The organism is Enterobacter cloacae complex sp. 342H5, from assembly GCF_050030905.1.
GTDB lineage: Bacteria > Pseudomonadota > Gammaproteobacteria > Enterobacterales > Enterobacteriaceae > Enterobacter > Enterobacter intestinihominis.
The window spans coordinates 3,445,910-3,463,692 of the sequence record NZ_JBLGVB010000001.1; the positions used below are offsets into that span (position 1 = coordinate 3,445,910).

General features: G+C 55.8%; 16 protein-coding genes, 4 tRNA genes and 1 pseudogene. 4 read left to right on the plus strand and 17 right to left on the minus strand.

All coding sequences use genetic code 11. From position 1 onward, the window contains the following. Positions 1-257: 257 nt before the first annotated feature. The 4 genes and pseudogenes from emrR to ACQG03_RS16440 form a co-directional block, all read left to right on the plus strand. A complete protein-coding gene (emrR, locus tag ACQG03_RS16425; RefSeq protein WP_017694792.1) occupies positions 258-788 on the plus strand; it encodes a multidrug efflux transporter EmrAB transcriptional repressor EmrR in 531 nt (176 codons plus the stop codon). A 128-nt stretch (positions 789-916) separates the two neighbouring features. Continuing rightward, the gene (gene emrA, locus ACQG03_RS16430) at positions 917-2,089 is read left to right on the plus strand and encodes a multidrug efflux MFS transporter periplasmic adaptor subunit EmrA (RefSeq protein WP_022649133.1); all 1,173 of its coding nucleotides are present in this window, start codon (positions 917-919) and stop codon (positions 2,087-2,089) included. A 16-nt stretch (positions 2,090-2,105) separates the two neighbouring features. After that, positions 2,106-3,653, plus strand: coding sequence for a multidrug efflux MFS transporter permease subunit EmrB (gene emrB / locus ACQG03_RS16435; protein WP_022649134.1), 1,548 nt, complete (start codon positions 2,106-2,108; stop codon positions 3,651-3,653). A gap of 229 nt (positions 3,654-3,882) precedes the next feature. Then, positions 3,883-4,026: pseudogene (locus tag ACQG03_RS16440) on the plus strand (hypothetical protein); the annotation flags it as partial. A gap of 61 nt (positions 4,027-4,087) precedes the next feature. On the opposite strand, the gene luxS reads toward ACQG03_RS16440, so the two are convergent. From luxS to mltB, 17 genes are all read right to left on the minus strand, one after another. Beyond that, a complete protein-coding gene (gene luxS, locus ACQG03_RS16445; protein WP_003862180.1) occupies positions 4,088-4,603 on the minus strand; it encodes an S-ribosylhomocysteine lyase in 516 nt (171 codons plus the stop codon). 152 nt (positions 4,604-4,755) lie between these two features. Further along, complete coding sequence (gene gshA / locus ACQG03_RS16450; RefSeq protein WP_022649137.1) at positions 4,756-6,300, minus strand: glutamate--cysteine ligase; 1,545 nt, start codon at positions 6,298-6,300, stop codon at positions 4,756-4,758. 83 nt (positions 6,301-6,383) lie between these two features. Next, the gene (locus tag ACQG03_RS16455) at positions 6,384-6,812 is read right to left on the minus strand and encodes a YqaA family protein (protein WP_017692791.1); all 429 of its coding nucleotides are present in this window, start codon (positions 6,810-6,812) and stop codon (positions 6,384-6,386) included. After that, complete coding sequence (gene yqaB, locus ACQG03_RS16460) at positions 6,809-7,375, minus strand: fructose-1-phosphate/6-phosphogluconate phosphatase (protein WP_022649138.1); 567 nt, start codon at positions 7,373-7,375, stop codon at positions 6,809-6,811. The genes ACQG03_RS16455 and yqaB overlap by 4 nt, the downstream gene beginning before the upstream one ends. 126 nt (positions 7,376-7,501) lie before the next feature. Beyond that, positions 7,502-7,578 (minus strand) — tRNA-Arg (locus tag ACQG03_RS16465). Between the two features lie 64 nt (positions 7,579-7,642). Beyond that, a tRNA-Arg gene (locus ACQG03_RS16470) sits at positions 7,643-7,719 on the minus strand. Positions 7,720-7,783: 64 nt separating this feature from the next. Then, positions 7,784-7,860, minus strand: a tRNA-Arg gene (locus tag ACQG03_RS16475). Positions 7,861-7,864: 4 nt separating this feature from the next. Continuing rightward, positions 7,865-7,957 (minus strand) — tRNA-Ser (locus ACQG03_RS16480). Between the two features lie 342 nt (positions 7,958-8,299). Further along, the gene (gene csrA / locus ACQG03_RS16485) at positions 8,300-8,485 is read right to left on the minus strand and encodes a carbon storage regulator CsrA (RefSeq protein WP_000906486.1); all 186 of its coding nucleotides are present in this window, start codon (positions 8,483-8,485) and stop codon (positions 8,300-8,302) included. A 241-nt stretch (positions 8,486-8,726) separates the two neighbouring features. Beyond that, on the minus strand, positions 8,727-11,354 hold the full coding sequence (gene alaS / locus ACQG03_RS16490) for an alanine--tRNA ligase (protein ID WP_063163520.1): 2,628 nt from the start codon (positions 11,352-11,354) through the stop codon (positions 8,727-8,729). A 131-nt stretch (positions 11,355-11,485) separates the two neighbouring features. After that, positions 11,486-11,986 carry a recombination regulator RecX gene (gene recX, locus ACQG03_RS16495; protein ID WP_017382782.1) on the minus strand — a complete coding sequence of 167 codons (501 nt, stop codon included), beginning with the start codon at positions 11,984-11,986 and terminating at the stop codon, positions 11,486-11,488. 68 nt (positions 11,987-12,054) lie between these two features. Further along, positions 12,055-13,113, minus strand: coding sequence for a recombinase RecA (gene recA / locus ACQG03_RS16500; RefSeq protein WP_022649140.1), 1,059 nt, complete (start codon positions 13,111-13,113; stop codon positions 12,055-12,057). An 89-nt stretch (positions 13,114-13,202) separates the two neighbouring features. Then, on the minus strand, positions 13,203-13,700 hold the full coding sequence (gene pncC, locus ACQG03_RS16505) for a nicotinamide-nucleotide amidase (protein WP_003862172.1): 498 nt from the start codon (positions 13,698-13,700) through the stop codon (positions 13,203-13,205). 130 nt (positions 13,701-13,830) lie between these two features. Beyond that, positions 13,831-14,709, minus strand: a complete 879-nt coding sequence (locus ACQG03_RS16510; protein ID WP_063163521.1) for a metal ABC transporter substrate-binding protein — start codon at positions 14,707-14,709, stop codon at positions 13,831-13,833. Positions 14,710-14,723: 14 nt separating this feature from the next. Further along, positions 14,724-15,584 carry a metal ABC transporter permease gene (locus tag ACQG03_RS16515; protein ID WP_022649142.1) on the minus strand — a complete coding sequence of 287 codons (861 nt, stop codon included), beginning with the start codon at positions 15,582-15,584 and terminating at the stop codon, positions 14,724-14,726. Beyond that, complete coding sequence (locus ACQG03_RS16520) at positions 15,581-16,234, minus strand: metal ABC transporter ATP-binding protein (RefSeq protein WP_063163522.1); 654 nt, start codon at positions 16,232-16,234, stop codon at positions 15,581-15,583. The genes ACQG03_RS16515 and ACQG03_RS16520 overlap by 4 nt, the downstream gene beginning before the upstream one ends. Before the next feature lie 310 nt (positions 16,235-16,544). Further along, entirely contained in the window at positions 16,545-17,645 is a 1,101-nt protein-coding gene (gene mltB, locus ACQG03_RS16525) for a lytic murein transglycosylase B (protein WP_022649145.1), read from the minus strand. Positions 17,646-17,783: the final 138 nt, after the last annotated feature.

Here is a 17,783-nt window from a genome sequence, read left to right on the forward strand (position 1 = left end):
ACGGTAATCATTTATCCCAGAAATTTTACTGTGGGTGACATATTTACTACCGGCATGAATAGTTCAGACCCCTGTCCTCACATCCCCTCTTTCGCGGGTACACACCCCACACTTTCTGTGCTCACCGGGTCACGGATTTACCCGGCGCTTTCTGATGGTGACATACGTTTGGCGGATATAACCGCACAAATAATTCATTTACATTATTTGTCACTATCGTTACTATATCGGCTGTAATTAATGAGGTTATGCCCAAAATGGATAGTTCGTTTACGCCCATTGAACAAATGCTTAAGTTCCGCGCCAGTCGTCATGAGGACTTCCCGTATCAGGAGATCCTGCTGACGCGCCTGTGCATGCACATGCAGGGTAAGCTGCTGGAAAATCGTAACAAGATGCTGAAAGCGCAAGGGATTAACGAGACGTTGTTTATGGCGTTGATTACGCTTGAGTCTCAGGAAAACCACAGCATTCAGCCGTCTGAACTGAGCTGCGCGCTGGGTTCATCCCGTACCAATGCAACCCGTATTGCTGATGAGCTGGAGAAGCGCGGCTGGATCGAGCGCCGTGAGAGCGATAACGATCGCCGCTGCCTGCATCTGCAACTGACCGAGAAAGGTCACGAATTCCTGCGCGAAGTGCTGCCACCGCAGCATAACTGCCTGCACCAGCTTTGGTCTGCCCTCAGCACCGCCGAGCGCGACCAGCTTGAGCACATTACTCGCAAGCTGCTCACCCGTCTGGACCAGATGGATGAAGATGGCGTCATTCTTGAGGCGCTGCGCTAACGCGACGATCCGCTCAACATTCCAGATTGCAAAAGAAAAACTGACAGGCCAGCACGTGAAACTGCTGGCCTTTCTGACAACAGGTCGGCTCAGCCGATGTGAAAATAAAAAGATCGTGGAGAACAACAATGAGCGCAAATGCGGAGAACACCCCCCCGCAGCAACCGGTCAACAAGAAGGGCAAACGTAAGAGCGCCCTTATTCTGCTGACCTTGCTCTTTATTATTATTGCCGTGGCATATGGGATCTATTGGTTTTTAGTCTTGCGTCATGTTGAAGAGACAGACGATGCATACGTGGCAGGGAATCAGGTTCAAATCATGGCGCAGGTGTCAGGCAGCGTGACGAAAGTCTGGGCTGACAACACCGACTTTGTGAAAAAAGGGGATGTGCTGGTCACGCTCGACCCGACCGACGCCCAACAGGCTTTTGAAAAAGCACAGACGGCGCTGGCCTCCAGCGTTCGCCAGACCCGCCAGCTGATGATCAACAGCAAACAGCTTCAGGCCAATATCGACGTGCAGAAAACGGCCCTGGCCCAGGCGCAGAGCGACCTCAAGCGTCGTGTTCCTCTCGGCACCGCCAACCTGATTGGCCGTGAAGAGTTGCAGCACGCCCGCGATGCGGTGGCGAGCGCACAGGCGCAGCTGGACGTGGCGATCCAACAGTACAACGCCAACCAGGCGATGGTGCTGGGCACCTCTCTGGAAAACCAGCCGGCGGTGAAACAGGCGGCGACCGAAGTGCGTAACGCATGGCTTGCCCTGCAACGTACCAAAATCGTCAGCCCGATGACCGGTTACGTTTCCCGTCGTTCCGTGCAGCCGGGTGCGCAAATTAGCACCACCACGCCGCTGATGGCGGTCGTTCCGGCGAACAACCTGTGGGTGGACGCGAACTTCAAAGAGACCCAGCTGGCGCATATGCGTATCGGCCAGACCGCAACCGTGGTCAGCGATATCTACGGTGATGACGTGAAGTACACCGGTAAAGTAGTCGGTCTGGACATGGGGACCGGCAGCGCGTTCAGCCTGCTGCCTGCACAGAACGCCACCGGCAACTGGATCAAAGTGGTACAGCGCTTGCCTGTACGTATCGAGCTGGATCCTAAGCAGCTGGCAGACCATCCGCTGCGAATTGGCCTTTCCACGCTGGTGACGGTCGATACCGCCAACCGCGACGGTCAGATCCTCGCAAGCCAGGTGCGCAGCACGCCAGCTTATGAAAGTAACGCCCGTGAAATTAGCCTCGATCCGGTCAATAAGCTGATCGATGACATCGTGAAAGCAAACGCCGGTTAAGCCGAAGGTGAGCGTTATGCAACAGCAAAAGCCGCAAAAACCGCTTGAGGGGGCGCAGCTGGTCATTATGACCATTGCGCTGTCGCTGGCGACATTCATGCAGGTGCTGGACTCCACCATCGCAAACGTGGCGATCCCTACGATCGCCGGGAACCTTGGCTCATCGCTGAGCCAGGGGACCTGGGTCATTACCTCGTTCGGGGTGGCGAACGCCATCTCTATTCCCATCACCGGCTGGCTGGCGAAGCGCGTCGGTGAAGTGAAGCTGTTCCTCTGGTCGACGATCCTGTTCGTGCTGGCCTCCTGGGCTTGCGGCATGTCCAGCAGCCTGACGATGCTGATTTTCTTCCGCGTCATCCAGGGGATTGTCGCCGGGCCGTTGATTCCGCTATCGCAGAGTTTGCTGCTGAACAACTATCCGCCCGCCAAGCGCTCCATCGCGCTCGCGCTGTGGTCGATGACGGTGATTGTCGCCCCAATTTGCGGGCCAATCCTCGGCGGCTATATCAGCGATAACTATCACTGGGGCTGGATCTTCTTCATCAACGTACCCATCGGTGCGCTGGTGGTGCTGATGACGCTACAGTCTCTGCGTGGTCGCGAAACGCGGACCGAACAGCGGCGGATCGACGGCATCGGGCTGGCACTGCTGGTTGTCGGCATCGGCAGCCTGCAAATCATGCTCGACCGCGGCAAAGAGCTGGACTGGTTCGCCTCTACGGAAATCATCGTGCTGACGGTGGTCGCCGTGGTTGCCATTAGCTTCCTGATTGTCTGGGAGCTGACGGACGAAAATCCGATAGTCGACCTCTCGCTGTTTAAATCGCGAAACTTCACCATCGGCTGCCTCTGTATCAGCCTCGCCTATATGCTCTACTTCGGCGCGATTGTTCTGCTGCCGCAGCTGTTGCAGGAGGTGTACGGCTATACCGCAACCTGGGCGGGGCTGGCCTCCGCGCCGGTGGGGTTAATTCCGGTTCTGCTGTCGCCGATTATTGGCCGTTTCGCCCATAAGCTCGACATGCGCAGGCTGGTGACGTTCAGCTTCATCATGTACGCCGTGTGCTTCTACTGGCGCGCGTATACGTTTGAACCGGGAATGGACTTTGGCGCCTCCGCGTGGCCGCAGTTTATTCAGGGCTTTGCTGTGGCGTGCTTCTTTATGCCACTGACCACCATTACGCTTTCCGGCTTGCCGCCTGAGCGGATGGCGGCGGCATCGAGCCTGTCGAACTTCACCCGTACGCTGGCGGGCTCCATCGGGACATCGATCACCACCACGCTGTGGACCAACCGGGAAGCGATGCACCACGCCCAGTTGACCGAAGCGGTGAACCCGTTCAACCCTAACGCTCAGCAGATGTATAGCCAGCTTGAGGGGATGGGGATGACGGAGCAGCAGGCGTCCGGCTGGCTTGCCCAGCAGATCACCAACCAGGGGCTGATTATCTCGGCAAACGAGATTTTCTGGATATCGGCGGGGATCTTCATCGTCCTGCTGGGGCTGGTGTGGTTTGCCAAACCACCGTTTGGTGCCGGTAGCGGGGGCGGTGGAGCGCACTAGCCCTGTGCACGGGTTGCCCGGTGGCGCTACGCTTACCGGGCCTACGAACGTAGGCCGGATAAGGCGTAGCCGCCATCCGGCAAAACACCGCACCGTGTCCAAAACGCGACAGCGATTGTCAGTTCCGATAAAGCAGCGCGCCTGAAATTGATTCACGAGAGTGAAAAGACAACAGGAGCGTACCATGCTGAACACACCCGCGCCACGCGCTGGCTCTCGACAGACTTACGTCGAAGTGAGCACGCCGAACGTCTATCTCGACCAGATCGAATATTTCTGCCACCACTTCAGCTGCCGCAGCGACGTCTGTATCAGCGTGCATCCGCAAAACGATCGCGATACCGGCCTCGCCAGCGCGGAGCTGGCCGTGGTTGTCGTCATCAGTATTGTAGGCCCGGTCAGCGAAGCGCCACCGGGCATCCACAGGCACAATACTAAATGTGCAGTTCCTGAAGTTTTTCTTTTGGCAGGGCCAGCTCGTCGTTGCTGTTTACACGAACATCACGTTCGATGATATGGCGGGCAATCTCCTGAGCTTCTTCCAGAGAGTGCATCTGGTAAGTGCCGCACTGGTAAACGTTCAGCTCTGGGATCTGGTTCTGCTCTTTCACCTTCAGCACGTCTTCCATGGCCGCTTTCCACGCATCCGCGACGCGTTTCTCTTCAGGCTGACCAATCAGGCTCATGTAGAAACCGGTGCGGCAGCCCATCGGAGAGATATCGATGATCTCCACGCCGTTGCCGTTCAGGTGGTCGCGCATGAATCCGGCGAAAAGGTGTTCCAGCGTGTGAATGCCTTTCTCTGGCATCACTTCTTTATTCGGCACGCAGAAGCGCAGGTCGAAAACGGTGATCGTGTCGCCGTGCGGCGTGTTCATGGTCTTCGCCACGCGGACTGCTGGTGCTTCCATACGGGTATGGTCGACAGTAAAGCTATCTAATAACGGCATACGTCACCTCCGATAGTGATTTTTTTTAAAATAAACTGAACTCTTCTACAGAATGCGCGTCTGAGTATATGAAAGACGCGCATTTGTTATCATCATCCCTGAATTCAGAGATGTATATTTTGGCCACAGCGATGTGGCCTTTTTCTTTTGGTTCAGGCCTGCTTCGCCAGAAACGCCTCAAACGACTCCGTATCCGCCGCTTCGACCTCTTTCTGACGCACAACGGACGCATCGCGCTCTGCCACAAAATCCGCTTCGCTCAGGATCTCTAACGGCTCCTGCATCAGCATCTCACGGTACTCCGCTGAGAGTGAACGCCCTGTGCCACCAATTCCCTGTTCAATCATAGAACGCAGAATACGTGCTGAGAATGTCAGTTCCGGGTTATCGAAGCTTTCAACCAGTTCGTCGCAGACCTTCTGGTAAGCTTCGCCGCCGTACACGCTATCCAGCGTCTGGGCTACGCGCTTCAGGTCATGGAACAGATCCTTCCCTACCTTAGACAGTGGGAACTGGGCCGTTTCACAGCCAATACCTAACGTCAGACCCGGCTTGCGCCCTTCCAGAATCACGCGATTCCAGTTGGCACGAGTACACAGCAGTTCGTCGGAACTCATTTCCGGCGCATCCGCCAGTACGCACCAGACCATAAACAGGTCAAGGAAGCGAACCTGCTGCTCGTCAACGCCAATCGGTGAGAACGGGTTGATATCCAGCGAGCGTACTTCAATGTATTCGATCCCGCCGCGCTGTAGCGCATCAGACGGCGTTTCACCGCTGCGCGTCACGCGCTTCGGACGAATCGGCGCATACAGTTCATTTTCAATCTGCAATACGTTGGTGTTAATTTGCAGGCGCTTGCCGTCTTTTTCGAGGCCGATTTTTTCGTACTCTTCCGACGGGGTTTTTATCGCCCGCTTCAGGCCTGCCACATATTCGTGCAGATCGTTAAACGTAATTCCGAGATTGCTTTGCGACTTATTGGTATAGCCAAGGTCGCTCAGGCGCAGCGAGGTCGCGTACGGCAGATAGTACATGCCACACTCGGTCTTCTCGAACGGCAGCGTGGTCGGTTTCCCTTGCAGGAACGATGAACAAATGGCCGGGGACGCGCCGAACAGATACGGAATAACCCAGCCAAAACGGTAGTAGTTGCGGATCAGGCGGAAGTAGCCCGCGGAGATCGCTTCTTTATCCGTTTCACCGCACTTCGCCTGCCAGAACGCCATCGGCAGAGAGAAATTGTAGTGCACGCCAGAGATCGTCTGCATCAGTGCGCCGTAGCGGTTTTTCAGTCCTTCGCGATACAGCGTTTTCAGCCGTCCAATATTCGAGGTGCCGTACTGAGCCAGCTCGATATCCTGCCCCTGCTCGATATAGCACGGCATGCTGAGCGGCCACATACGCTCGTCGCCGAGGTTGCGGGCGGTGAAGCGATGCACGTCGCGCATGATCGTCAGCATATGATCAATATCACCGTCTACTGGCGTAATGAACTCCAGCAGCGCTTCGGCGAAATCGGTTGTGATCCATTTATGTGTCAGCGCCGAGCCTAACGCCTTCGGGTGTCCCGTAGTCGCTAAGCTACCATCCGCATTTACGCGCAGCGTTTCGCGCTCAAGCCCACGCTGAATCCCCTTCAGTGCCTGAGGGTGATTTTCCAGCCAGGCCAGCGCCTGTGATACGTCCGGGATCAATTTGACCTCCCGCCTGTCAAAAAATTGTCACTCAGCATAATTGTAATGGTTGACGATTGAAGGTCGCGAATTCATTCCACCAATTAGTGCCACCACGTCATACCCTGTAGTGTTACCCATGCCAGTAAAACATAGCGTAACGCCTTGCCAAGGCACAAAAAAAAGAGCACCGGTCCCCAGGAGATGCGCATCCATCCCGCCAGCAGACACAGTAAATCGCCTATTACAGGCATCCAGCTTAATAACAGCGTGGCAGCGCCATAGCGTTTTAGCCAGCCCACTGCCTTTTCCTGCCAGCGAGATTTTTCGCGTAGCGGAAAGAAACGTCCAAGAATAACGTTAGTCAGCCCTCCAAGGCTATTACCCATTGTTGCTATTAAGACCAGCAACCAGGGCTGACTCACGCCGGACAACAGCATCGCCACCAGCACCACTTCCGAATTCCCCGGTAAGAGGGTGGAGCTTAAAAAACTGCTGGCGAATAATGAAGCGAGTGACAGCGCGTCACTCACAGTAAGCGAACATCCACCGCCGCCATTCCGGCATCACGCGCGGCCTGAATGCCAAAATCAGCATCTTCAAACACCACGCATTTTGCAGGTGGTACACCCATTAATTCTGCACAGCGCAGGAAGGTATCCGGTGCGGGTTTGTGATGTTTAACATGATCGGCGGCAACGACGGCAGAAAAATAGTGGCGCAGGCCAAGGTGTTTGAGTAGCGCTTCAGCAATCGCGCTCTCACTGCCCGTACCGACAGACATAGGACGACGGCCGTGCCACTCCTTGACGACGTCAATGAGTGGTAAAGGCTGCACGGTGTCTAACAGTATGGCTTTTACCGCGTCGGTTTTTTCACGCGCGAGCTGGTGCGGGTCGAGATCGGCCTGATTCAGCTCAATCACGGCCTGTGCGATACGCCAGGTGGGCGATCCGTTGAGGGCAATCATCGCCTGTAAATCGAAGCGCATACCGTAACGGCCCAGGACTTCGGTCCAGGCCTGACGATGCGTGGGTTCGGTATCCAGGAGGGTGCCGTCCATGTCGAAGATCAAACCGTCATACTGTGCGTACATCGTGCTCTCGCTAAACGATTAACAAAGCATTACTTTATCGTAAAAGGGGATTTTTGTCGCTGATTGCGAAGTGATAACAATGAGAGTGATTAAGAACTAAACATCGAAGGGGATCACAAGAAGAGATGGTGCATCCGGGAGGATTCGAACCTCCGACCGCTCGGTTCGTAGCCGAGTACTCTATCCAGCTGAGCTACGGATGCATCGGGATTTACTGCTGTACTTCTCGATACTCATATCACTTCAAAAGCAATATGAAGTAAAAAATGGTGCATCCGGGAGGATTCGAACCTCCGACCGCTCGGTTCGTAGCCGAGTACTCTATCCAGCTGAGCTACGGATGCATCGGGATTTACTACTGTACTGCTCGATATTCATATCACTTCGAAAGCAATATGAAGTAATAGATGGTGCATCCGGGAGGATTCGAACCTCCGACCGCTCGGTTCGTAGCCGAGTACTCTATCCAGCTGAGCTACGGATGCAAAATGGCGGTGAGGCGGGGATTCGAACCCCGGATGCAGCTTTTGACCGCATACTCCCTTAGCAGGGGAGCGCCTTCAGCCTCTCGGCCACCTCACCACACAACGCCTCTTTCGAGTGCTTCGAGTAACTCGTTAAGAGCTTCTCGTCGCTGCGTGGCGCATATATTACTTTCTGGGACTTATAAGTCAAACAATTTTCCACATGCTTTTTTCGTTTGCACAATTCGCACGCAATTCGCATGTAAAAGCCGCAAAGAGAGTGTTTTATAAGCGGATTTTGCAGGCATCTTCACAGAATTGTGTTGAGAGAAGCGCGTCATTTGGATGAGATAAGATTATGAGAGTGGTCAAAAACGAAGCGTTTGAAATAGAACGGTAACTTTATGCAGGAAAAATAGCGGGAGGGTTGCGTCTCGCCCGACAGCGAGACGCGACAATATCAGTAACTGGACTGCTGGGATTTTTCAGCCTGGATACGCTGGTAGATCTCTTCACGGTGGACAGATACTTCTTTAGGAGCGTTAACACCAATACGTACCTGGTTACCCTTTACCCCTAAAACTGTCACGGTGACCTCATCCCCAATCATGAGGGTCTCACCAACTCGACGAGTCAGAATCAGCATTCTTTGCTCCTTGAAAGATTAAAAGAGTCGGGTCTCTTGTATCCCGGCATTATCCATCATATAACGCCAAAAAGTAAGCGATGACAAACACGTAAAGTGTAAGCAGTCACGGCATCACATTCTGTTAAACGTAAGTTTAGCCGATATACACAAACTCAACCTGACTTTATCGTTATCGATAGCGCAGTGAGCAAGACGCCATAACGTTACCGCTATGGCGTCTGCTTGTGCTTTGTAGTTATTACAGTTTCGCGCTTACCCAGCTTTCAACGCTGGCTAATGCCGCGGGAAGTGCCGCCGCATCCGTACCACCGGCTTGCGCCATGTCCGGACGACCGCCACCTTTGCCACCCACCTGCTGGGCGACCATGCCAATCAGTTCCCCTGCTTTGACACGATCCGTCACATCCTTAGAGACGCCCGCAATCAGAGAAACCTTACCCTCTGCGACCGTTGCCAGCACGATAACCGTCGAACCAAGCTGGTTCTTCAGATCGTCGACCATGGTACGCAGCATCTTAGGCTCAACGCCCGCCAGGTCGCTGACCAGCAGTTTGACGCCCTTAATGTCTACCGCTTTGCTGGAGAGGTTTGCGCTCTCCTGCGCCGCAGCCTGTTCTTTCAGCTGCTGGAGTTCTTTTTCCAGCTGACGGGTACGATCCAGCGCGACACGCACTTTCTCGCCCAGGTTCTGGCTATCGCCTTTCAGCAGCTGCGCGATCTCGTGCAGCTGGTCGCTCTGCGCATGCAGGCTGGCAATTGCACCTTCCCCGGTCACCGCCTCAATACGACGCACGCCTGCCGCCGTACCCGACTCGGAAACGATGCGGAACAAGCCGATGTCACCGGTGCGGGATGCGTGAGTACCGCCACACAGTTCGGTAGAGAAGTCGCCCATGCTCAGCACGCGAACGCGGTCGTCATATTTCTCGCCAAACAGCGCCATCGCACCTTTCTTCTTCGCTGCCTCAAGATCCATGATGTGGGTTTCGATTGGCAGGTTGCGGCGGATCTGGGCATTCACCAGGTCTTCCACCGCACGAATTTCAGACGGCTTCATCGCTTCAAAATGCGAGAAGTCGAAACGCAGCACTTTGTCGTTAACCAGAGAACCTTTCTGTGCAACGTGCGTACCCAGCACTTCGCGCAGGGCTGCGTGCATCAGGTGGGTTGCCGAGTGGTTCAGACGGATGCGCGCGCGGCGAGCTTCGTCAACGTTGGCCTGAACGCCCTCGCCCACTTTCAGAGAACCGGAAACCAGTTTGCCCTGGTGACCAATTGCCTGACCGTATTTCTGGGTATCGCTTACGCTGAAGCTGAAGCCATTGCCTTTCAGTTCGCCTTTATCGCCAACCTGGCCGCCGGATTCCGCATAGAACGGTGTTTTATCCAGGATAACAACCGCTTCCTGACCTGCGCTAATGCTGTCTACGGCTTTACCGTCAACAAACAGCGCGGTCACGTTGCTGGTCAGAGCCAGCTCTTCGTAGCCTTTAAATTCAGACGCGCTATCAACGCGGATCATCGCGTTGTAGTCCGCGCCAAAACCGCTGGATTCACGCGCACGACGACGCTGCTCTTCCATTGCGGCTTCAAAGCCTGCTTCGTCAACTTTGATGTTGCGCTCGCGGCAAACGTCCGCCGTCAGGTCAACCGGGAAGCCGTAGGTGTCGTACAGGCGGAAAGCGGTTTCGCCATCCAGCGTGTCGCCCTTGAGTTGCGCCAGCTCGTCGTCCAGCAGCGCCAGTCCGCGCTCCAGCGTACGGGCAAACTGCTCTTCTTCGGTTTTCAGAACCTGTTCAACCTGCGCCTGCTGGCGTTTCAGCTCGTCACCGGCAGAGCCCATCACGCCAATCAGTGGACCAACGAGTTTATAGAAGAAGGTGTCCTTCGCGCCCAGCATGTTGCCATGACGGATCGCACGACGAATGATACGACGCAGCACATAGCCACGGTTTTCATTCGACGGGATAACGCCGTCAGCAATCAGGAACGCACAGGAACGAATATGGTCTGCGATAACGCGCAGTGATTTGTTGTTCAGATCGGTTGCGCCCGTCACTTCGGCAACGGCTTTGATCAGGGTGCTGAACAGGTCAATCTCATAGTTGGAGTTAACGTGTTGCAGAACGGCCGCGATACGCTCAAGACCCATACCGGTATCTACGGACGGTTTTGGCAGCGGCTCCATGGTGCCGTCGGCCTGACGGTTGAACTGCATGAAGACGATGTTCCAGATCTCAATGTAGCGATCGCCATCTTCTTCCTCGCTTCCCGGAGGGCCGCCCCAGATGTGGTCACCATGATCGTAGAAGATCTCGGTGCACGGACCGCAAGGGCCGGTGTCACCCATCTGCCAGAAGTTATCAGACGCGTAAGGCGCGCCTTTGTTGTCACCGATACGGATGATACGTTCGCGAGGGATACCCACTTCTTTTTCCCAGATGTCGAACGCTTCGTCATCGGTCTCATACACGGTCACCCACAGACGCTCTTTCGGCAGATTAAACCAGTTTTCACCGGTCAGCAGTTCCCACGCATATTGAATGGCGTCGTGTTTGAAGTAGTCGCCGAAGCTGAAGTTACCCAGCATTTCGAAGAAAGTGTGGTGCCGCGCGGTGTAACCGACGTTTTCCAGATCGTTGTGTTTACCGCCCGCACGCACGCAACGCTGTGAGGTTGTGGCGCGGGAATAATTACGCTTGTCGAGACCAAGGAACACATCCTTGAACTGGTTCATCCCGGCGTTGGTAAACAGCAGAGTCGGGTCATTGTTCGGTACCAGGGAGCTGCTGGCAACAACCTGGTGTCCCTTACTATGGAAAAAATCGAGAAACGCCTGACGGATCTCAGCGGTGCTCTTGCTCATAATTATCCTGAAATCAAGCTAACGAAATGTCGCAGCAGATCTGTATCTGTAAACAGTTGGACGGACCAGCTACTGGAAAAAGTGGGAATAAGATAAGTTTTCTTTAGTGGGAAGTAAAATCCCGCATGCGTTCAATCGGTAAAATTACGCCAGATATCCTGAATATCTTCCATCAGGAAGCCGCGGTAGAGCAAAAAGCGCTGGATTTTAACTTTTTCTGAAAATTCACGCGGCAGCGGCTCACCGTACTTTCGTACCGCCTGCTCACGCGCCAGTTCGCACCAGTCGATTTCACTTTCGCGCATGGCTTTTTCAATCGATTCACGGGCTACACCTTTCTGGTTCAGCTCCTGGCGGATACGCGCTGGCCCATAGCCTTTACGACCACGGCTGGCAAGAAAGCGAGCGGCAAAACGGCCGTCATCCAGATAGTGATGCTCGTAGCACCAGGCAACCACGCGGTCATAATCTTCCGCGGTGGCATCAATGTCTTCCGGACCGTTTTTGCTCATGACGGGCGCTGACAGTTTCCGCCGCAGCTCCTGTTCACTATGGTCACGCACGGCAAGAATACGCACGGCCCGATCCAGCAAGCGTGAGTAGGCTGGTCGGCGTGATGTCGGTTCACTCATAAAAAACCTGTCGATTCAGAAATGCAAAAAGGGCCGCATCAGCAGCCCTTCATTTTTATCCGAGAGGATTAAAAGTCTTCGTTGGTTTCTTCAGCATCCGCGCCGTCGACCACGAAATCAGGTTTAGAGTCCTGGTTGCTCAGCAGGAGTTCACGCACCTTCTTCTCAATCTCTTTCGCCGCCGCCGGGTTCTCTTTCAGCCAGGAGATAGCATTCGCTTTACCCTGACCAATCTTGTCACCGTTGTAGCTGTACCATGCGCCCGCTTTTTCAATCAGCTTCTCTTTCACGCCCAGGTCAACCAGCTCGCCGAGGAAGTTGATACCTTCGCCGTAGAGGATCTGGAATTCAGCCTGTTTGAACGGTGCTGCGATTTTGTTCTTCACAACCTTCACGCGGGTTTCGCTACCGACGACGTTATCCCCTTCTTTCACCGCGCCGATACGGCGGATATCCAGACGGACAGAAGCATAGAATTTCAGAGCGTTACCGCCGGTGGTGGTTTCCGGGTTACCGAACATTACACCAATTTTCATACGGATCTGGTTGATGAAGATCAGCAGCGTATTGGACTGCTTCAGGTTACCCGCCAGCTTACGCATCGCCTGGCTCATCATACGTGCCGCGAGGCCCATGTGAGAGTCACCGATTTCACCTTCAATTTCCGCTTTTGGCGTCAGCGCCGCAACGGAGTCGACGATGATCACGTCAACCGCACCTGAGCGCGCCAGCGCGTCACAAATTTCCAGTGCCTGCTCGCCGGTGTCCGGCTGGGAGCACAGCAGGTTGTCGATATCAACGCCCAGTTTACGGGCATAGACCGGGTCCAGCGCGTGCTCGGCATCGATAAACGCACAGGTTTTTCCTTCGCGCTGTGCCGCCGCAACAACCTGCAACGTCAGGGTGGTTTTACCCGAGGATTCCGGACCGTAGATTTCTACGATACGGCCCATCGGCAAACCGCCAGCGCCCAGTGCGATATCAAGAGAAAGCGAACCAGTGGAGATAGTTTCCACATCCATGGAACGGTCTTCACCCAGGCGCATGATGGAGCCTTTACCGAATTGCTTTTCGATCTGGCCCAGTGCTGCCGCCAACGCTTTCTGTTTGTTTTCGTCGATAGCCATTATTACTCCTGTCATGCCGGGAGAAGCAACTGCGCTTCACCATGGACTTCTGTTCTGTTGAGGCAATTATACTGTATAGTCATACAGTATCAAGTATTTTGTAGAAATTGTTGCCAGAGCGTTTTTAACGCGTATTCCGTTGCCTGACGACGCACGCTTTCGCGATCGCCGCTGAAGCATTCCCGGCGGGTGATCCCTTCACCTTTTGAGGTGGCAAAGCCAAACCAGACGGTGCCGACAGGCTTCACGTCGCTGCCGCCGTCCGGCCCCGCGATACCGCTGATGGAGATAGCGTAATCTGCGCGCGCCTCTTTCAGCGCGCCAATCGCCATTTCGATCACCACCGGCTCGCTGACCGCGCCATGCTGCTCAAGCGTGGCTTCACGCACGCCAATCATCTGCGCTTTAGCCTCGTTACTGTAGGTCACAAAGCCGCGTTCAAACCAGGCGGAACTGCCAGCAATATCGGTAATTGCTTTCGCCACCCAGCCGCCGGTGCAGGATTCTGCGGTCGTAAGAGTCGCGCCGCGCTGTTTCAGCGCCAGCCCCACCACTTCGCTTAGCTGCATCAATTCATGGTCAGTCATTCTCGCTCCAGGCCTTAGAAAAACATGCAGCACAAGATAGCACTTTCTCATCAAATATGGGGATGCGCGTCGGGTTTTACGAGGGGGCTTCAGAAAAAAGCCGATGCGGGCGCACCGGCCAGAGAGACGCTTATTTCATGCTGTTAGCGAGGGTATCCACATTGTGGCGAAACGCCTTGACGTAGGTGTCCGCCACGCCGCCCTTCGCGGACAGCGCTTCCGGGTAAAGTTCACCGCCCGGCTGGGCGCCCGTGGCGGTCGCAATCTGCTTCACCAGGCGCGGATCAAGCTGGTTTTCCATAAACCAGGTTTTCACACCGTCAGCTTTAATCTGATTGATGATCTCCGCTACCTGCGCCGCGCTGGCTTCACTCTCAGACGACAGCCCCTGCGGCGCCATAAACGTCACGCCGTAGGCGCGGCTGAAATAGCCGAAGGCGTCGTGGCTGGTCAGCACTTTGCGCTTCGCCTGTGGGATGTCGCTGAAACGCTTTTTAGCCCAACCGTCCAGCTGAGAGAGCTGCGCAATATAGGGTTTACCGGTAGCTTCAAGCGCCGCCGTATCTTCAGGATCGGCCTTCACCAGCCCAGAGAGAATATTTTGCGCATACAGCGCGCCGTTCGCCGCGCTGTTCCACGCGTGCGGATCGGTCACGGTTTTACCGTCCTCTTCCAGCGTGTGCGTTTTCACGCCGTCCGAAGCAACCACCAGCTGGCCTTTGAATCCGGAGGCTTTCACCAGACGATCGAGCCAGCCCTCCAGCCCCAGCCCATTGACCACCACCACATCAGCTGTACTCAACGCCGCGCTGTCTTTGGGCGAGGGTTCGAAAGTATGGGGATCACCGTCCGGCCCCACCAGCGTCGTCACGTTCACACGATCGCCGCCAACCTGCTGCGTGATGTCTCCCAGGATGGAAAAGCTGGTCACCACATTAAGCGTTTTCGCCATTACGCCGTGCGTCATCATGCCGAGCGCGAGCGCCACGGCTAACCCTGTACGTTTCATCGTTTCCCCTTGCGTTAAAAAAGCGCCCGCAGGCTATCCGCCAGCCTGCTGCGCGTGCCAAATAAAACGGAAATAAAGAACAATGCGCTGGCGGTCAGCACAATGGAGGGCCCGGCGGGCAGACTCACTGCCCAGGAAAGGCTTAAGCCCAGCCACGCGCAAAAAATACCGCTGATACCCGCCATCAGAAGTAACCCTGGCAGGGTGCGCACCCAGCAGCGTGCCGCCACGGCGGGTAACATCATCAGCCCGACGGCCATCAACGTGCCGAGCACCTGAAAACCGGCCACCAGGTTGAGCACCAGCAGCGCCAGAAACAGACCGTGTAACATCCCGGGCAGCCAGCGCGCGTTCACCTGCAACCACGCGGTATCGAACGCTTCGCTGACCAGCCCACGATAAAACATCGCCAGCGTGAGGAGCGTGAACATGCAAACGCCCGTCACGAACAGGGCTGACGCGCTATCCACGGCGAGAATGGAGCCAAACAGAAGATGAAGCAGATCGACATTTGAACCGCGCAGCGACACCAGCGTGACGCCCAGCGCCAGGGAACCCAGGTAAAACCCCGCGAAGCTGGCATCCTCTTTAAGGGGCGTGCGGCGGCTGACCAGCCCGGCCACCAGCGCAACGGCGATCCCGGCAATAAACCCGCCGACAGTCATTGCCAGCAGCGACATACCGCTGAGCAGATAGCCCACCGCGACACCCGGCAAAATGGCATGAGAAAGGGCGTCCCCCATCAGGCTCATCCGACGCAGCTGAAGGAATACGCCCAGCGCCGTGGTGCTGACGGAGAGCGCCAGGCAAACCACCAGCGCACGGCGCATAAAGCCGTACTCAATAAACGGCTGGAAGAATGTATGCCAGATCATGCCACCCTCACCCGCTCGGTTTTCCATTGGGGACTATCAGCGTCCAGACGTAACGTCTGCGGGAAGTGACGTGCTACGCGCTCGCTGTCATGTAGTACCGCCAGCAGGGTCTGCCCCTGCATATACATCTCCAGCATCAGATCCATCAGCACGTTGCAGGTCGCTTCATCGACGCCGGAGAAGGGTTCGTCCAGCATCACCAGCGGTGCCTGCTGCACTAAAACGCGGGCAAACAGCATGCGCTGAAATTGCCCGCCGGAGAGTTCATCGATGGTGGATAACGCCATGGACGCCAGCCCCACGCGCTCAAGCGCGCCGGCAATGCGCATGCGGGTATCCCGACGAAAACCGGCAAATAGCGAGATTTCTGGCCAGCAGCCCATGCTCACCACGTCCTGCACGGTCAGAGGAAATTGCGCCTCCAGCGCGTGACGCTGCGCCAGCCAGCCCACCACCGGACGTCTCCCCTGCCAGCGAAACGTACCGCTGACGGGCGGAAGAAAGCCAGCGAGCGTTTTCAGCAGCGTGGATTTGCCGCAGCCGTTGGCCCCGACGATGGCGGTCATGCTCCCTCGTTCAATCACGCCGGACAGTGCGCGCGTAACGGGCTGGCGATCGTAACCCGCCACCAGATCGTTCATCACGATCATGGCAACGCCACCGCCCAGCGCACGGCCAGGCCGAGAAACAGAATGAGCACCAGCGCCAGCAGCAGCCGAACCGGGGATGAGAGAGAAAACAGGGACATGGGCATCTCAATTCAAAATTATGTTATAACATAACAATAATGAAAGACGATTAAGATGTAAACGGCGGGAGTGAAATGGGAATGTGGCGAAATGTTTCTGCAAACTTCCCTCTCCCGTGAGAGAGGGTCAGGGTGAGGGCATCAGGCCGCACCGTGCGGGCAGCCATGCCGGGTGGCGGCGTTGCCTTACCCGGCCTACCCGTCGGGGTAACTTACTGGCTAAACGGTGACGCTGCCGGCACACGCGCCTGAGACACCGCCAGCCCCAGCTGCCACACCGCCATCGCATAGTGCGTGCTGTGGTTGTAGCGGGTAATTGTGTAGAAGTTCGGCAGCCCGAACCAGTACTGATAACCGGTTCCGACATCCAGGCGCAGCAGGCTCACCTGGTCAACATTGCCCAGCGGCTGCGACGGCGTTAAGCCTGCCGCTGCAAGCTGCGCAACGCTGTATTTGGTTTTAAATCCGTTTTCCAGACCAAACGCCTCACCGTTCGCCTGCACCGCCACCTGGCCGCCCGGCGTCCAGCCGTGCGCTTTGAAGTAGTTGGCCACGCTGCCAATGGCGTCTTCGGGATCCCACAGGTTGATGTGACCATCCCCGTTAAAATCTACCGCGTACTGCTTATAGGAGGACGGCATAAACTGGCCGTAGCCCATCGCACCGGCGAACGACCCTTTCAGATCTAACGGATCATCCTGTTCGTCTCGCGCCATCAGCAGGAAGGTTTCCAGTTCAGAGGAGAAATACTCGGCGCGGCGCGGGTAGTTGAAGGAGAGCGTCGCCAGCGCATCGAGGATGCGGGTTTTACCCATAATGCGTCCCCAGCGAGTCTCGACCCCAATAATACCGACGATGATCTCCGGCGGCACGCCATAGACCTGCCACGCACGATTCAGGGCGTCTTCATACTGATTCCAGAACACCACGCCATTTTGCACGTTGTCCGGGGTAATAAACTGTTTGCGATAGCGCAGCCACGCCCCGTTTGGCCCGGTCGGCACCTGGGCCGTCGGCGCCTGCCTGTCCATCAGGCGCAGCACGTAGTCCAGACGCTTCGCCTGAGACAAAATGGCATGCAGCTGCTGGCGATCAAAACCGTGCTTGCTCACCATTTTATCGATGAACTGTTCGGCCGCAGGGTTATTCGCGAAGTCGCCGCCCATCTGCATCATATTGTGCTGCGGCTCAAGCAGGAACCCGCCGGAAGGCGCGCCCGCCGTTTGTTGAACAGCTTCAGTCCTGGGTTTGCTACTACAGGCGGACAGGAGAATAAGCGCAGGTAACAGCGCTGCATAACGACGCTTGAACATGTGGCATCCATTTAACGAGTTCGGTAAGAACCCAGTATGGTAAAGCATCCGCAACACCTCAAGGAAGCGGTACACACCTCCCCAACGCAAATCCGCGCTTTTTTCCATCGAAAATCATTCGCCCCACCAATTATCTTT

Coding starts and splice junctions, on each gene's coding strand:
- luxS (WP_003862180.1), bottom strand. CDS start 4,603: ATGCCGTTATTAGATAGCTTTACTGTCGACCATACCCGTATGGAAGCA.
- ACQG03_RS16520 (WP_063163522.1), bottom strand. CDS start 16,234: ATGATCGTGATGAACGATCTGGTGGCGGGTTACGATCGCCAGCCCGTT.
- ACQG03_RS16510 (WP_063163521.1), bottom strand. CDS start 14,709: ATGAAACGTACAGGGTTAGCCGTGGCGCTCGCGCTCGGCATGATGACG.
- yqaB (WP_022649138.1), bottom strand. CDS start 7,375: ATGTACGCACAGTATGACGGTTTGATCTTCGACATGGACGGCACCCTC.
- emrB (WP_022649134.1), top strand. CDS start 2,106: ATGCAACAGCAAAAGCCGCAAAAACCGCTTGAGGGGGCGCAGCTGGTC.
- emrA (WP_022649133.1), top strand. CDS start 917: ATGAGCGCAAATGCGGAGAACACCCCCCCGCAGCAACCGGTCAACAAG.
- recA (WP_022649140.1), bottom strand. CDS start 13,113: ATGGCTATCGACGAAAACAAACAGAAAGCGTTGGCGGCAGCACTGGGC.
- alaS (WP_063163520.1), bottom strand. CDS start 11,354: ATGAGCAAGAGCACCGCTGAGATCCGTCAGGCGTTTCTCGATTTTTTC.
- recX (WP_017382782.1), bottom strand. CDS start 11,986: ATGAGTGAACCGACATCACGCCGACCAGCCTACTCACGCTTGCTGGAT.
- emrR (WP_017694792.1), top strand. CDS start 258: ATGGATAGTTCGTTTACGCCCATTGAACAAATGCTTAAGTTCCGCGCC.
- pncC (WP_003862172.1), bottom strand. CDS start 13,700: ATGACTGACCATGAATTGATGCAGCTAAGCGAAGTGGTGGGGCTGGCG.
- mltB (WP_022649145.1), bottom strand. CDS start 17,645: ATGTTCAAGCGTCGTTATGCAGCGCTGTTACCTGCGCTTATTCTCCTG.
- csrA (WP_000906486.1), bottom strand. CDS start 8,485: ATGCTGATTCTGACTCGTCGAGTTGGTGAGACCCTCATGATTGGGGAT.
- ACQG03_RS16515 (WP_022649142.1), bottom strand. CDS start 15,584: ATGATCTGGCATACATTCTTCCAGCCGTTTATTGAGTACGGCTTTATG.